Source organism: Avibacterium paragallinarum, from assembly GCF_900450705.1.
Classification (GTDB): Bacteria; Pseudomonadota; Gammaproteobacteria; order Enterobacterales; family Pasteurellaceae; genus Avibacterium; species Avibacterium paragallinarum.
In genome coordinates this window covers 791,635-806,183 of the sequence record NZ_UGHK01000001.1, presented here as the reverse complement: position 1 = coordinate 806,183, position 14,549 = coordinate 791,635, and the positions used below count along the sequence as shown (strand labels likewise).

Genomic DNA, 14,549 nt, shown 5'->3' with positions numbered 1-14,549 from the left:
TTTAAAGATTTATTGAACCGCGTTTCCCATCGTCACAGCGGTTATCATTCTGCTATTCCTCAATCTCAGCAAATGACATTACACCAGTGTATGAACTCACTGAGATACCATATTTCTTACCGTTCATTATAAACGATTTCATCACGTCTTTTTTCGATTCACTCCATTCTTTTATCGCTTCAGTCGTAAGATTAATAAACTTTTTACCTACTGTTTTCATAGCATTTTTACTATCAAAAGCAGATAACAGCACAGAATTACTAAAGAACATAATTAAATTTTGATTTCCATCATCTGCAAGAGGTAGCACATTTGTCATTATGCTCTTTACTTTATGAGTCTTCTTATCAACACTGAAAAATTATCTGAAAATTGATAACCTGCGACATCATTAACTTTACCTGCCTCAATTTTAAGCGGTTCATTTAACCTAAATGGTGAGTCTATGCTGGCAAGATTTGTATTCACTCTTTTCGCAAATTGCGATACGGTTAAGCCGATATCTTGAGCAAAAGAAGCAGCCGGCAAAACAAAAAATAGACATAAAATAGTTGTGTATTTTTTTATTAAGTTCATTTGATTTTCCCTTATGTTTAATAAATTCGTTTTAGTATAAGGCAAACATAAATAAAAAATCCCACCTTAATTAAGATGGGATTTTAAAATTGTGCAGTTGATCACAATTATTTAAACATATCAAACTGCCTACGGTCGATTTCTTCTTTCTGCATCCGTTTAACGATCTGGTACACCCATTGCATTGATACGCCATATTTACGGGCAAGCTCACGGTGATTAACGCCGTTAAATTCACGCCATATCTTCAAATCTCGCTCAGATAGCGCCAATAGCAACGCACGGGGGATATAAATGATTTCCCCTGCCCAAGCGCGAGAAATGCGCATTGCAACATCAATACCCGCTTGTTTGGCTTGCTCTTCGGGCATTTCATAACGATTTATTAATTCTTGTTCAATATGCACCGCTAAATCTACCAACACTTCAGGGGCTTTGCGTTCAAATACGTCTAATTTGTCTTTATCCATTCTTTCCCTCCACCCGTTTTTGCCATTGTTTTAACCGCTCTAACACCTGTGTCGCCAACTTGTTATCCCCATTTAACCCTGCCACCGTCATAATCAGCACGTTATTGCCTTTTTTCACTAGCTCAACATTGACAATATTGCGGGCAAACTGGTCAAGGGCGGTATCTGACCCATCACGAATAATGCCCTGCTTGTGCATTGCTCGCCAAAGCACGCGGATTTTATCCACGATAGTAGGTTTGGTGGTTTTGCTTTTACGTGCAGAGTGCACCGCTTTGTTTGCCGTGTTGCGAAAGCCTTTGCCTTCTAATTCACTTAATACTTTCGTAAGTTCGGAGATAGTCATTTGCTTTGTTGAGTTTTTGCCTGTTAGGTGCGCTAGCATTGTGCGATAAGCGAGTTCGTCCATACCGAGCTTTTGCTTAGCGATATGGATAAGCTGGATATATTTTGGCTTGGTGTACATTTTGCCTCCTTAAAACACATTATTCCGCCCTCTCGCAAAAGGGCGGTAAATGGGTTTTAATATCGTCATTACCTTCTAAATTTATTCATAGCCATACTCCCATGTACCAGGCATAGCACATCCTCGCCCAATTTTATGTTTCTTAGCTTTTTGCCTGCTATATTTGGGAAGCTCTTCCGCTTCTCTAGCAGCATTCAACCATCCATTGGCAAAGTCTGTACTTAAACATTGAACAAATTCTGAAAACCGAATTCCTTTATCTGAGGCACCCTTCTGAATATATTGCCCAATAGCTAGCCGAATACCGCTTATGACTGGATCTTTGCGATTTTCCCATTTGTCAGCTCCATACCAATACTTAGTATATTCACAGTAATCATAAAAATGTTTATCTGCTTTCATCAATATTTCTAACTTTCTATATTCAGTTTGTCTACGTGTCATTTTTTTACTCCCAAAATTTCCTTACGTTTATCTTTGATAATCGGCGTAATGGCTCGTTTAATGGCAAGCTGTAATTCATTAGTAAAATCCTCGTCTTCCAAGTTATCAAAAAGCACACTCATTAAACTCGGATCTACGATATGGAATAAATTGCGATAACCATCAACTTCATCAAATACACCACCTTCCCAATCAAGTCGAACAATATTGCCACCTAACACTTCTGTTTTACTTGATATTTCTAGCTGTTCAAGCTGGTGGCGTTCCATTTCTATTTCGATTGTTATTTTGACTTTTTCTTCAATCATTTTTACCCCCTTACCTGCCATCTCGCCTTTGGCAGTTGGTTTTGCACCATTTCCATATACACCCCCGCCGCAATATAATTCCCGCTATTAATCGCTCGCATTGCTTGTTGAAGCTGTCCGATCATCATTTCCAGCTTGAGTGCAAGTTCGCTTTGTTTTTGCTTTGTCATAGTTCTTCAACCTCCACAACCTCGTCAATTTCCGTAATCTGATGAGGCAATTTATTCAGGTCTAAGGTGTTTAAATCACATTTTTCCGCCGCCTGCTCAATGCTTTCGGCTTCTACGGTGATTTCAACCATTCCATAAACTCTGACAAGATATTTATTCTTCATCGTCGCATTCCTCATTCACAAAATTAATTCGATATCTCATTTTGATGTCGTAATTTTCACTCATTTCTGCTAGTCGTTCTTGGATATAACATATCGCATCGTCTTTGGTTTCAGCTTCAATACCCAAAGTCAATTTAACGTCTATTTCAGCGTGATAATTCATTGTCATTGCTCCTATTTTTTGATTTAAAACACTTTATAAACGCCCCTTAATCAGGTTTAAAGAGCGTTGAAAAGGGCTTTAAATTGATTTAAACACCAGCCACATCAGCCACCCCATTAAGACAAAATACCCCAGCATTACAATCACATCGTCCATTTACACCTCCTGTTCAAAGGGTTTAATCACAAAATCTTCTACCGCAGTTTTAATCGTAATGTCCGCGATAGTTGAAGCAATATTCGGTTCGGCAAGCATGGCTTCTTTGTTTGGCTCTTCTTTGGTGCGGATAAACTGAGTTAATCCTAACGCACGCAATCTTGCCAACACTTCGTCCGCTTTGCGGATTGATACACTCGGTGGACGTTGTCGCCATTGCACCTCACCCGTGTTAAAGCTGCCCGTTTTCGTTTTACCGTTTTGTGTCAGCTCCGCACGGTTGGCTTCACACCACACTTCGATAGCTTTTTGTAAAGGCTTCATTTGCTCCTGAAGAGCGGTGATTTTTGGGGCATATTTTTCGGTAATCGCCGCCAATTCGTCATTTTGGTGGGTTGCAAGGCGTTGTAACTCACGTTGCAAATCGCCAATATCTTTAATCGCAATCTCCACTTCTTCTCGGGTTTGATAGCGGATGGTGTCGCTTTTTAGTCTGGTTTTACTCATTGTTTTCTCCTATGGGTTAGCTGATTGATTACAGGTATAAACGTCATAATTGCCGTTGATTTTTGGGGTGATGCCGCCGTTATTAACAACTAAATACACCACGCCACCTTTGCAAATTTCCGCAATTCGCACGTCGGTAAACTTGGCACGGGTTTGTCCATCACACCCTGCCAATAAAAGTGCGGTGCAAATTAGGGTGAGTTTTTTCATTTTTTTCTCCTTATAGTTCATCGGTGGTATAACCGATTTTGATTGCCATTAAGCGGTTTGGGTTATTCTCTGCTAACCTGTGCGTTCTTTTGCAGGCGAGCGTCGGGATATAATTGCGGTTTTTATTTAACCGTTTTGCCAATTCTGCGGCTGTACCATCACCAAGGTTGGTTTCACCGCGATAAAGGGCATAAACGACCTTTCCTTTCTTTTTACTGGACATAACTCCTCCAAACCACCTTAATGCCTTCCACCATCATTTGCCACTCGTCAAAGCGTTGTCCATCATTGCCGAGGATATACCGCATCGCTCGAGCGGTTTTTTCTAGTTCTTTGGTGTTATGGTTGGGTTGCACCCGCACTTTTGGTTTGATATGTTCAAAATGCACATTAATCACGTGCAAGCCCATTTCTTCCAGCTTTCTAATGCACTTTTGCACTTGGCTTAGGTAGTTCAACACCATCTCGTTATTGCCTCGTAAAACAGGGTTTGGGTGGGTTAATGTGGTGCGTTTCATACCGTTCCCCCTTGCAATTCATTTTTCGCCGCTAAAATGTAGTCATAATCAAGGCGTTTGTTGTCGCCGTTGGCACTAAACCACGCAAGGCGTAGCACTTGGGTTAAAATGCGTAAGCCACCACCTCGCTTGCCGGTTTCTGCTAATAAGCTGATCAGTTTTTTATCTGTGGTATCCAGTTGCCACGCATTGGCAATGGCGACAATGTCTTCTTTTTTGCAATGCTGAATGCTTTCGTTTTTCGCACTACGCGACCAAAGGCGGGCAAAATCGTGGCTTTGGTTAATGCCGCCACGCATACGGGTGTAAACCTTGTCGTTGCCGATTAAGGTCATTCCAATGTCGCAGGCTTCCTTAATAAGTCGGAGCTCCTCCAAGGTTTCGTAAGAAAGGTGATCCGCTTCGTCAATAATCAACAAGCCTTTAGTATCTTTCATTCGTGCTTCGATTAAGCGTACAAGGGCGGCTTTTCGCTTCGGCGGTTCACCAACGCCTAAAGCAAGAGCGATTTCGTAGAGCATTTCCGCAAGGCTAGCACGGCTTGGGCTAGCGGTAACCAGCCATACATTACGGTGGCGTTTTTGGTATTCTCGCGCCGCGACGGTTTTGCCTGCGCCACTCATTCCAAATACGGTGGTGATACAACCTAACGCGTGCGCATAGCTAATGATGGTGTGGATCAGCTTCGCGGTTGGCGTTTCGATAAAATCAGGGGCAGAGATAAATTGGCTGCGTTTGATTTCACGTTGTTCTAACCAATTTTCTAAAACCTGACGAATTTTCTGGTTATCCCCTTTATACTTGCCATTTAAAAAGCTAGACAACGCGCCACCGCTTAAATCAACCTCTCTCGCCAGTGCCGCTTGAGCAATCTCACCGCTTTCAATAATTTGCTTGATTTGTTCAATAATTTCTGTCATTTTTTTGTCCTCTTGTTCCACTGGAGTAACTTATGGATCCTGTGATTGTTAAATTTGCCAAAAAACATCAAAAAACCGTGTTTAAAGGCATTCATAAATCGCTTAAAAAACGATTAAATTTCATCTTGCATAAAATTGATTTTTCTCGTTACACGCTGATTGAACAGCGTTTTTTGCCTTACGTTGAAGAATTTACCTATGCAAAGAGTAAAGAACATCAAGTCAACTTGGTTTACTGGTTTAGCCGTCATTTCAAAATCCCCCCAAAAGACGTCTATTTACTTTTACTTTTTGCGAAATGGCGATACTTAACGCGGCTTGATAGTCTTTCAACGCGACTTGCAAAGAGTGGGGAAGTGTCGTATCGGCAAGAAATTGTTCAGTCAATTCCCACTTTCTTGCAACGCTACTCAAGGCTTGCTTTTCAAGTTGAGCGACAACTTCCTCGTTTTCTTTGGCTTGATTGAGTTGCTCCGCATTTTCACGTTCAAGGGCTTTGAGTACGTTTGCGACTTTTAGGCTCTTTTTGCGTTGTAGATTTCGTTGTTTCATTGTTTACTCCTGTTGGGTTAATCGGCATTGTTCTGTTCAATAAACTTCGCCACACCTTTGGCAAAGCCGCTTTCTGTCGTTGTGTTGTCATCGGCCAGCCAGTCGGTGTCTTGCACTTTGCGTTGCAGGTTACCTTCAAATAATTCCAGCGTTTTGACTTTCTTCGGTTCAACCAATTCGGCCGCTGGCGTTTCGTCAAAATGCTTGCGGTATTGTTCGTGTTGGTGTTTATCCATTTTCTCAATGGTTTGTAGTTGTTTTTTGGTTTGTCGCGCTTCTTGGCTCTCAAGTCGTCGTTGCATTGCTGCACCTTTCACGCTGTCAAAGGCAAGTGGTTTGTCGCAAATGGCATCGCACAAATACACCCCATTTAAGTCATATACATACACCGTGCCGTGTAAGTCGTCGGGGTCAAAACGCACTACAACATAAGGGTATTGCCCACCTTGTAGGGCTTCGGCGTAGTAAGTGTTTTTCTCGCCGTCTAGGCGGTAGCCCGCTTTGAGGGTAAAACAGCCGTATTTGTCCACTTTGGTGCTTTCGCCGAGCATCATTAATTGGCGTAGTTGTTCATCGGTAGGCTTCACCACTTCAACTTGGGCATAATCCCTTGCCCATAACTCGTCAGCACTGTAAATACCTTGCCCTAGCTCACTTTGGCGTCCTTTTTTGGCGTTCCACTTACGCACACCTTCTTCCACCAGTTGCAAAAACTGCGCTTTGTTTAAGCCTTTTTTGTATTGGTAGTTTTCAGGTTTTTCTGTTGGGCTATCGCCAGTAAAAAAGCCTTCACATAAGCGGTTTCGGTCAATGTAAGCGGGCAATCCATCACGTCTAAACGCCCGTTCTATCGGCTTGGCTCGTCCATTGCCTCGCCCCTTAAACACAAGGGTTCGGATCACTTGGATACCAAGGCGTTCAAACAAGCCGTCCACCACAATGTCTTTATTCCGTTTGCCCCGTTTGGTTTGCGTGGAGGTCTGCAAATCAGAGGCGGCTCGGGTGTTATCCATTAAAATCTTTTTCGGAATACCGTACTGCTTAATTAATCGCAGCGTGGCTTGACGGATTTGATCGCCGTTTTCACTGTCGTCCACGCAATAAGCCAAAATGCGACGTGTGCGGACATCTTGCCAAAACCACGTTTTTGGGCGGATAGGGCGCGAGCCGTCTTCATACCAATCCACAAACACGTTATGCTGATAACCATCGCCATTGATAATCTCAAGGGCTTGGAGGTGGGCCACACTACGGCGTTGCGGTTTCACCAGCTCACGCAAGGCGTGTTCACCGCCGCGCATTAAGGCAATTTGGGCGGGCGTCATCTCTCTGTTAAACTTGTGCTTTAAGGTGTTGAGGCTTGGCACTGCCCAGCCGTTTTCCTCCGCTGCATACATCAGTTCTTCATAACAAATGGCAAAGTTAGGTTGGGCTTGACGGCAGTATTCCCCTAAAAAGAATTGCCACGCAAGCTCGTCAATCTTGGCATAGCGGTTTGTGGTGTCGCGCTCAACTCTATCTAACAACAACGGCAACCAGTTGCTTTGTGGGTGATTTTTCACTTTGTACCACCAACGCTTCAGACTTCCACGGCTCACCGCTTCACCTTCTTGCCCCGCAAAATGCTCAACCACCCGATCCATGGCGTCCATTAATTTAAGACGCATATCCAGCAACCCTTTTAGCTTCATCACCGCATTAAAACGACGTTCAGCACGGCGTTCTTGTTCATTAGTAGCCGAAGCGAGGACATTCCACGCGCTTTCGGTCATTACACGTTCTTGCGCTTTTACTTTTTTGATTTTTGTGTTCTTAAAATCAGGATCTTTGGCTATTTTTTCCTTGAGCAAGATCTCGGCTTGGATGTCTATTGGGAGAGAAGAAAGTTCAAACTCAAAACTTCCACCTCCTATATCAACTCGTTTACGCTTATTCCACATTTGTTTTTTTGCTTGATATAAAATTCCTTGCTTAGAATTAGGTAAACAAGATAAACTTAGAGAAAGCAATTCTTTTGCGGTATAGTGCGTTTTTGATTTGTTTAGGCTCATAACAACCTCTTTAAACTATCTATCCGCAAATTTTTTATGTTTGCGATGAGCGTAGCGAGCTGGCCAGATTTCTTCTGCAGGAATACCAATGGCTTCAGCAATAATGCGTTCACCCTTGAGCCAAGGGCGATCTAATGTATTCTTTAATGTTCCACCTTGGCTATATCCGTGCTTTAAAGAGAGTTGTCTTAATGACCAACCCGCTTTATGAAGTGCAGCGATGATGTCTGCTCTATGCCAATCATTCGCTGCTTTTTTATTGTCATTTAATGTACTCATTAGATAACTCCTTGTATTTAGTGGATAGGATAATATACCTATTTAAACTTTAAGTAAGGTGTAAAAGAACCTTTTTACACTTATTTTTAATAAATTTTAACGCTTAAATGCTTATTTAATTGATTTTAAATGAGTTTTTTAAGTGTAAAAAATATCATTAATACTGAATGGATTTTTACACTTATGAGAGTAGAGTATAAAAAGGTCGATGGCTTTTCTTCTAGGTTAGAAAATGCTAGAAAACGCTTGAACCTAAGTAGAGCTAAAGTTTGTGAAATGTTGGAGGGAACGGCTATATCTACGCTACAGGCGTGGGAGTCGGGGATAAGAGAACCGCCTATATCAGTTTTAATGCGTCTTGCAGATATTCTTCAAACTACTCCAAATTACCTATTAACAGGTGATGAAAGTGCTAATAAAGGTAATAAACAAACATCTGTACAGCCGTTAAACATAGAAGAGGCACTACAAGCCCTACAACAAGCCATAGCAAGGCAAAAGCCAAAAGATAACCTTGTGCTTGATGGCGTGCCGTTAAAGCTGGAAGAAATGACGGTGATACGGAATTATCGACAAACCGATGAGCGAGGCAGGGAAGCGATTTTAAGCCTTTCTTTCACGATGTTGGGCTTTGCAGCTAGTAATGCCAGCGATGATGACAAGGATGAAAACATCGCAATCGCTGCAAATGGATCTTGATAAACAAGCCAGCAACGATGCAGTTTTTTAAACGGCATTTAAACACGATTTAAACCGCCGTTAAATTTTCTCACTTTATGTGGATTTTTTAACGGCTTTTTACCGTTTTTTCTCATTTTGGCTTTTCTGACTTTTACCCATAAAAAAAGGGACTGACTTAGCTCAATCCCTTATTCTATAAGACTTCTGACCCACTTAATTCCGTTTAATTCAACATAAGTCCTAATTTCTCACTTTGTGTGGATGTTCTCATCCGTGGAATGGTAATGGTAAAAAAAGCCACTGCTCTAGCTAACGGTGAACTTGGTGCAATTCCTTCTAAAATTGCTAATGCGATAGTAAAAGCCTGTGATGAGATATTAGAAAATAGACGCTGTATGGATCAATTTCCAACAGATATTTACCAAGGCGGTGCGGGAACATCGGTGAATATGAATACCAATGAAGTTATTGCGAATCTTGCATTAGAGTTGCTAGGACATAAAAAAGGCGAATATAGTATTATTAATCCAATGGATCACGTTAATGCAAGCCAATCTACCAATGATGCCTATCCTACTGGGTTCCGCATTGCAGTGTATAACAGTATTATGCACTTATTAAAAAATATCCGTTACTTACAAAAAGGCTTTGAAGCGAAAGCTAAGGAATTTTCTAGCATCTTAAAAATGGGTAGAACTCAATTACAAGATGCAGTGCCTATGACATTAGGACAAGAATTTAAAGCTTTTTCAGTATTATTAGAAGAAGTGCGTAATTTAAAACGGACTGCAAAATTGTTGCTTGAAGTAAATTTAGGTGCAACCGCAATTGGTACAGGCTTAAACACTCCTGAAGGCTATGCGAATCTTGCAGTAAAATATCTTGCTGAAGTGAGTCAATTACCTTGTATTCCATCAGAGAATTTGATTGAAGCTACCTCTGATTGCGGAGCCTATGTAATGGTACATAGTGCATTAAAACGCACAGCGGTGAAATTATCAAAAGTCTGCAATGATTTACGTCTATTATCTTCAGGCCCAAGAGCAGGGTTAAATGAAATTAATTTACCAGAGCTACAAGCAGGGTCATCAATAATGCCTGCAAAAGTCAATCCTGTTGTTCCAGAAGTAGTAAATCAAGTGTGTTTTAAAGTTATCGGTAATGATACAACAGTAACCTTTGCCGCCGAAGCTGGACAACTACAATTGAACGTAATGGAACCAGTCATAGGGCAAGCAATGTTTGAATCTATTGAGTTGCTTAGTAACGCGTGCATTAATTTACGTGATAAATGTATTAATGGGATCACCGCAAATCCTGAAATATGTAAAAATTACGTCCTCAATTCTATTGGCATTGTTACTTACCTGAATCCATTTATTGGACATCATAATGGAGATATTATAGGAAAAATTTGTGCTGAAACAGGAAAAAATGTACGTGAAGTCGTGCTAGAGCAAGGACTACTAAGCGAAACACAATTAGATGACATTCTTTCGTTAGAAAACCTAATGAATCCTCGTTACAAGGCAGAACGATTTACTGAAGATAAATAAGTATAATCAAAGTGCGGTAAGAAATTTCATCATTTTTCTTCCGCACTTTTATTATTCCGTAGTTATTTTAAGCTCAAAATAAAATAACTATTATTGGTACATCGCTTCAATTTGTGCTTTATAACGTTCTAAAATCACCTTACGGCGTAGCTTTAGCGTAGGGGTAATTTCATTCATCGCGGTGGTGAAAGCCTGTGGTAGCAGGGTGAATTTTTTCACTTGCTCAAAGCTCGGCAGTTCTTTTTGTAATTCGTTTAAGCGTTTTTCAAACAGTTGAATAATCTCGGAATGTTTGATGAGATCCATTCGGTCTTGATATTTGATATTGAGCTTTTTCGCGTATTCCTCCAATGAGGCAAAGCAAGGCACGATGAGGGCAGAAACGTATTTTTTCGCATCGGCAATCACCGCTATCTGTTCAATAAATTTATCCTTGCCGATTTTGCCTTCAATATGCTGTGGTGCAATATATTTTCCGTTCGAGGTTTTCATTAGCTCTTTAATGCGATCGGTGATGTAAAGGTGGCCTTGCTCATCAAGTTTGCCCGCGTCACCCGTTTTTAGAAAGCCGTCAGCGGTAAAGGCTTGGGCGGTTTCTTCGGGCTTTTTATAGTAGCCACGCATTACCATATCGCCACGCACGAGAATTTCGTCATTCTCGCCAATTTTCACTTCCACGCCCGGCATTAATTCGCCGATGGAATCGGGTTCAAAATGATCGTCTTTCCAGCACGACACGGTCGCGGTAGTTTCGGTCATTCCGTAGCCGAGTTTGATATTGATCCCAATGCTATGGAAAAAACGTCCGATGGCTGGCTCTAATTTCGCCCCACCGCACGGCATCATACGAATGTTTCCACCGAGCAGGTGGCGTAATTTGCGGAGTACCAATTTATCAGCAAGTAAAAATTGCTGTTTGAGCCAAAAAGAGATGGGCTGTTTTTGGCTTTTGCGATCGAAATAGCGATGCCCGATATTCATTGCCCAGTGAAACATTGCACGGCGGAAAAACGGGGCTTGTTGCACTTTGTCGTGGATTGCGGTGTAAATTTTTTCGTAAAACCGCGGTACGGCACACATTAATGTGGGGCGAATTTCACTGAGGGCGGTACGCACTTGATTGGTATCTTCAATATAGCAGTTGGTTGCCCCGCGGTGTAACACATAAGCCACCCACGCCCGTTCAAAAATGTGCGAAAACGGTAAAAACGATAGAGAAACGTCCCGCTCATCAATGGGTTGCAAGGCTTGATCGTGTGCTTTGAGCTGATGGGCGAGGTTCGCGTAATCCAACATTACCCCTTTTGGCTTGCCCGTTGTGCCTGAGGTGTAGATGAGGGTAAATAAATCGTCCAAACGTTTATTGGCAAGACGCTCAGCAAGCAAGGCGGGATCGGTTTGCGTTCCCTGTGCGATGAACTGTTCCCAAGTGTAGGCGTGCGGATAATGATTTAGCTCAATGTTGTCTTTCATTGCGACAATATGTTGAAGCTGTGGGCATTGATCGGCAATTTGTATGGCTTGATCGTATTGTGCTTGATCGCCAACGAACAGGATCTTGATGTCGGCATCATTGATGATGAACGCGGCTTGCTGTGCGGTGTTTGTGGCATAAATTGGCACGGTGATCGCACGGGTTTGCAATGTGCCGATGTCGGCGATCGTCCAACGTGGCATATTATGGGCAAAAATGCCGATTTTATCTTGTATATCAATATGATGTGCCAGTAAAGCTAAGGAAAAGGCATCAACTTGTTGCTGGAAACTCGCCCAAGAAGTATCGTGCCATTGTTGATTTTCAAAATAACGAAGTGCGGTGTGATTTTTTAATGTTTTTGCTTGGTGTTGAAAACGGTTCACAAAATGAAAATCAAGCGTTGTTGTCATTATTATTTCCTCGTTTATAAATTCATTTTAGCGTACAGCTGTATGCTAAATATAATCGCTAATGAGTGAAAAAGCGAGAAAAATCATTAAATTTGCCTGAATTATCAATGATTTTGTGATCAATATAACATTTTTCTTTTTTGCCATAATCTGCTATCAATCATAAATAGCAAGCCATAATAATAGCGTCTTCGCGACCTCCTTCCACCGTTGGGTAATAATTTCTACGAATATCAACTTTATTAAAACCACAGTAAAGATATAAATTTTGTGCGATTTTATTAGACGCTCGCACTTCTAACCATAACGTAAGTATATTCTGCTTTCTCAATTCCGAAAGTAAATATTTTAATAAATACTTTCCTAATCCCTTCCCTTGATAATGAGGGAATATTGCAAGATTAAACAAGGTAGCTTCATCATATACTTTTTGGCATATCGCAAATCCTATTATTTTACCTTCCCAAACAAGCTTTAAATTAAAATAATTATTTCCTTGATTATTTTTTAATGTCCTCAAGGACCAAGGAATAGAATGAGCTGCTTTTTCTATTTCGAACAACGCATCAAAATCTTGTTCAGCAATAGGTGATATACTTGGCATACTATAAACCTTTCCGTTGAATTTGTGTCCATAGATTACGTTTAGCTACAGGATCTTCCATAAAGCGTTCCCAGCGAGGAGATACCCATTTATCTAAGAAAGTTCTACAATAATTTTGAGCTTGGTGAATTTTTTCAGGATCATCATTTAAAAACCAATAATACACAGGATGATTTATTTTAAAATGGGGTATTAAATCAAAATTAATGACTAGGTACTGTTCTTGTGTAATATCCAGACTCGTTAAAATATCTCTTAATAAGGGAGAAAATAATAATTCAGTTTCACTGATAATAATTAAACGGATATTTTCATTAACAGGTATATTTACACTCCCTTTTAAACTATCTGGACGAACAAGCTTCCATTGAACAATGCCCATTGACTGCAAGAGTAACTGATATCTATTCATTTCTTCCTCCCAAATAGAAACTTGATTCTAACATTAAAAAAGAGCTACTAGGCTTAATAAAGTAAGCGTTCTCCTAGTTACTATGTCAAGAATAGATATCATCACAAATAACAAATCAGAGAATAAAACGACTTAAATCTTCGTTTTCTACCACTTCACCTAGGGCATCTGCAACGTAAGCACCATCAATGGTAACTTGTTCGCCGTTCATATCGCTAGCGTTGAAGGAGGTTTTGTCCATTAAGCGTTCCATTACCGTATGCAAGCGTCTAGCCCCGATGTTTTCCGTTTTTTCATTGACACGGAAAGCGGCTTCGGCGATTTTCTTAATCGCATCTTGAGTAAAGGTAATATTCACGCCCTCCGTTGCCATTAAGGCTTTGTATTGTTCCGTTAAAGAGGCATTCGGCTCTGTGAGAATACGCTCAAAATCCCCAGCAGTTAATGCGGAAAGCTCCACACGAATTGGCAAACGCCCTTGTAATTCAGGAATTAAATCAGAAGGGCGAGCCACTTGGAACGCACCAGAGGCGATGAAAAGGATATGATCGGTTTTCACCATGCCGTGCTTGGTGCTGACCGTTGAGCCCTCCACCAGTGGGAGCAAATCACGTTGCACGCCTTCGCGAGAAACGTCCGCCCCGCTGTATTCGCCTTTTTTGCAAATTTTGTCGATTTCATCAATGAACACAATGCCATTTTGCTCTACCGCTTCAATGGCTTTTTCTTTCAGTTCTTCAGGATTAATTAATTTCGCAGCTTCATCATCAACTAAGGCTTTGAACGCATCTTTAATTTTCATTTTGCGGGTTTTGGTTTTGCCACTAGAAAGATTCTGGAACATTGATTGCAACTGGCTCGTCATTTCTTCCATTCCCGGCGGTGCCATAATTTCTACGCCCATTGATGGTGCGGCTACGTCAATATCAATTTCGCGATCATCAAGCTGCCCCTCACGCAATTTTTTACGGAAAATTTGGCGGGTGCTGTTATTGTTGTTTTGATTTTCTACTTCGCCCCATTGATTTTTCGCTGGTGGCAATAAGGCATCTAAAATGCGTTCTTCTGCCGCTTCTTCGGCACGGAAACGATTTTTTTCAATCTCAGTTTGACGCACTAATTTCATCGCACTATCGGTTAAATCACGGATAATGGAATCCACTTCTTTCCCCACATAGCCCACTTCGGTAAATTTGGTCGCTTCCACTTTAATAAACGGGGCATTGGCAAGCTTCGCCAAACGGCGTGCGATTTCGGTTTTCCCCACACCCGTCGGCCCGATCATTAGGATATTTTTCGGCGTGACTTCGTGGCGTAATGGCTCTTGTAATTGCATTCTACGCCAGCGGTTACGCAGGGCGATAGCCACCGCTCTTTTCGCTTCAGCTTGCCCGATAATATGTTGATCTAATTCAGAAACTATTTCACGAGGGGTCATTTCAGACATAATTTAAT

22 protein-coding genes and 1 pseudogene are annotated in these 14,549 nt (G+C 41.3%); 2 read left to right on the top strand and 21 right to left on the bottom strand.

Annotated features, from left to right (window positions below):
- Window positions 1-52: 52 nt before the first annotated feature.
- The 17 genes from DXZ23_RS04260 to DXZ23_RS04195 form a co-directional block, all read right to left on the bottom strand.
- Window positions 53-319, bottom strand: coding sequence for a hypothetical protein (locus DXZ23_RS04260; protein WP_017805335.1), 267 nt, complete (start codon window positions 317-319; stop codon window positions 53-55).
- 8 nt (window positions 320-327) lie between these two features.
- Window positions 328-576, bottom strand: coding sequence for a hypothetical protein (locus DXZ23_RS04255; protein ID WP_017805336.1), 249 nt, complete (start codon window positions 574-576; stop codon window positions 328-330).
- A gap of 107 nt (window positions 577-683) precedes the next feature.
- On the bottom strand, window positions 684-1,046 hold the full coding sequence (locus DXZ23_RS04250; protein ID WP_017805337.1) for a Mor transcription activator family protein: 363 nt from the start codon (window positions 1,044-1,046) through the stop codon (window positions 684-686).
- Window positions 1,039-1,512, bottom strand: coding sequence for a gp16 family protein (locus DXZ23_RS04245; protein ID WP_017805338.1), 474 nt, complete (start codon window positions 1,510-1,512; stop codon window positions 1,039-1,041). The genes DXZ23_RS04250 and DXZ23_RS04245 overlap by 8 nt, the downstream gene beginning before the upstream one ends.
- A gap of 81 nt (window positions 1,513-1,593) precedes the next feature.
- Window positions 1,594-1,956 (bottom strand): hypothetical protein, encoded by a 363-nt coding sequence (locus DXZ23_RS04240; RefSeq protein WP_017805339.1) that lies wholly within the window; start codon window positions 1,954-1,956, stop codon window positions 1,594-1,596.
- Window positions 1,953-2,264 (bottom strand): hypothetical protein, encoded by a 312-nt coding sequence (locus tag DXZ23_RS04235; protein ID WP_021724255.1) that lies wholly within the window; start codon window positions 2,262-2,264, stop codon window positions 1,953-1,955. Before DXZ23_RS04235 ends, DXZ23_RS04240 begins: the two co-directional genes overlap by 4 nt.
- Before the next feature lie 2 nt (window positions 2,265-2,266).
- Window positions 2,267-2,434: a hypothetical protein gene (locus tag DXZ23_RS15330; RefSeq protein ID WP_165381629.1), complete on the bottom strand. Its 168-nt coding sequence runs from the start codon at window positions 2,432-2,434 to the stop codon at window positions 2,267-2,269.
- Window positions 2,431-2,598, bottom strand: coding sequence for a hypothetical protein (locus tag DXZ23_RS15325; protein WP_017805652.1), 168 nt, complete (start codon window positions 2,596-2,598; stop codon window positions 2,431-2,433). Before DXZ23_RS15325 ends, DXZ23_RS15330 begins: the two co-directional genes overlap by 4 nt.
- Complete coding sequence (locus DXZ23_RS15225) at window positions 2,588-2,761, bottom strand: hypothetical protein (protein WP_021724253.1); 174 nt, start codon at window positions 2,759-2,761, stop codon at window positions 2,588-2,590. Before DXZ23_RS15225 ends, DXZ23_RS15325 begins: the two co-directional genes overlap by 11 nt.
- Before the next feature lie 156 nt (window positions 2,762-2,917).
- Complete coding sequence (locus DXZ23_RS04230; protein WP_017806857.1) at window positions 2,918-3,424, bottom strand: host-nuclease inhibitor Gam family protein; 507 nt, start codon at window positions 3,422-3,424, stop codon at window positions 2,918-2,920.
- A gap of 9 nt (window positions 3,425-3,433) precedes the next feature.
- Window positions 3,434-3,634 carry a hypothetical protein gene (locus tag DXZ23_RS04225; protein WP_021724101.1) on the bottom strand — a complete coding sequence of 67 codons (201 nt, stop codon included), beginning with the start codon at window positions 3,632-3,634 and terminating at the stop codon, window positions 3,434-3,436.
- 10 nt (window positions 3,635-3,644) lie between these two features.
- Entirely contained in the window at window positions 3,645-3,857 is a 213-nt protein-coding gene (locus DXZ23_RS04220; RefSeq protein ID WP_017807473.1) for a hypothetical protein, read from the bottom strand.
- Window positions 3,847-4,152, bottom strand: a complete 306-nt coding sequence (locus DXZ23_RS04215) for an HI_1482 family protein (protein WP_114995381.1) — start codon at window positions 4,150-4,152, stop codon at window positions 3,847-3,849. The genes DXZ23_RS04220 and DXZ23_RS04215 overlap by 11 nt, the downstream gene beginning before the upstream one ends.
- Entirely contained in the window at window positions 4,149-5,072 is a 924-nt protein-coding gene (locus DXZ23_RS04210) for an AAA family ATPase (protein WP_035695729.1), read from the bottom strand. The genes DXZ23_RS04215 and DXZ23_RS04210 overlap by 4 nt, the downstream gene beginning before the upstream one ends.
- A gap of 252 nt (window positions 5,073-5,324) precedes the next feature.
- Window positions 5,325-5,624 (bottom strand): hypothetical protein, encoded by a 300-nt coding sequence (locus DXZ23_RS04205; protein WP_017806855.1) that lies wholly within the window; start codon window positions 5,622-5,624, stop codon window positions 5,325-5,327.
- A 17-nt stretch (window positions 5,625-5,641) separates the two neighbouring features.
- A complete protein-coding gene (locus DXZ23_RS04200) occupies window positions 5,642-7,675 on the bottom strand; it encodes a transposase domain-containing protein (RefSeq protein ID WP_021724234.1) in 2,034 nt (677 codons plus the stop codon).
- A gap of 15 nt (window positions 7,676-7,690) precedes the next feature.
- Window positions 7,691-7,954 (bottom strand): helix-turn-helix domain-containing protein, encoded by a 264-nt coding sequence (locus DXZ23_RS04195; protein WP_017805342.1) that lies wholly within the window; start codon window positions 7,952-7,954, stop codon window positions 7,691-7,693.
- A gap of 129 nt (window positions 7,955-8,083) precedes the next feature.
- Between DXZ23_RS04195 and DXZ23_RS04190 the strand changes: the two genes are divergently transcribed.
- Entirely contained in the window at window positions 8,084-8,653 is a 570-nt protein-coding gene (locus DXZ23_RS04190; protein ID WP_017805343.1) for a helix-turn-helix domain-containing protein, read from the top strand.
- Window positions 8,654-8,862: 209 nt separating this feature from the next.
- Window positions 8,863-10,191, top strand: a pseudogene (gene aspA / locus DXZ23_RS04185) (aspartate ammonia-lyase); the annotation flags it as partial.
- Between the two features lie 90 nt (window positions 10,192-10,281).
- Here the strand turns inward: aspA and DXZ23_RS04180 are convergent.
- The 4 genes from DXZ23_RS04180 to hslU all read right to left on the bottom strand — a co-directional run bounded on the left by DXZ23_RS04180 (window position 10,282) and on the right by hslU (window position 14,541).
- Window positions 10,282-12,078, bottom strand: a complete 1,797-nt coding sequence (locus DXZ23_RS04180; RefSeq protein ID WP_017805345.1) for an AMP-dependent synthetase/ligase — start codon at window positions 12,076-12,078, stop codon at window positions 10,282-10,284.
- Window positions 12,079-12,238: 160 nt separating this feature from the next.
- Window positions 12,239-12,682, bottom strand: a complete 444-nt coding sequence (gene rimI / locus DXZ23_RS04175) for a ribosomal protein S18-alanine N-acetyltransferase (protein ID WP_017805347.1) — start codon at window positions 12,680-12,682, stop codon at window positions 12,239-12,241.
- A 1-nt stretch (window position 12,683) separates the two neighbouring features.
- Window positions 12,684-13,094 carry a DNA polymerase III subunit psi gene (locus DXZ23_RS04170; RefSeq protein WP_026138449.1) on the bottom strand — a complete coding sequence of 137 codons (411 nt, stop codon included), beginning with the start codon at window positions 13,092-13,094 and terminating at the stop codon, window positions 12,684-12,686.
- A 115-nt stretch (window positions 13,095-13,209) separates the two neighbouring features.
- Window positions 13,210-14,541, bottom strand: coding sequence for an ATP-dependent protease ATPase subunit HslU (hslU, locus tag DXZ23_RS04165; protein WP_021724822.1), 1,332 nt, complete (start codon window positions 14,539-14,541; stop codon window positions 13,210-13,212).
- Window positions 14,542-14,549 lie beyond the last annotated feature (8 nt).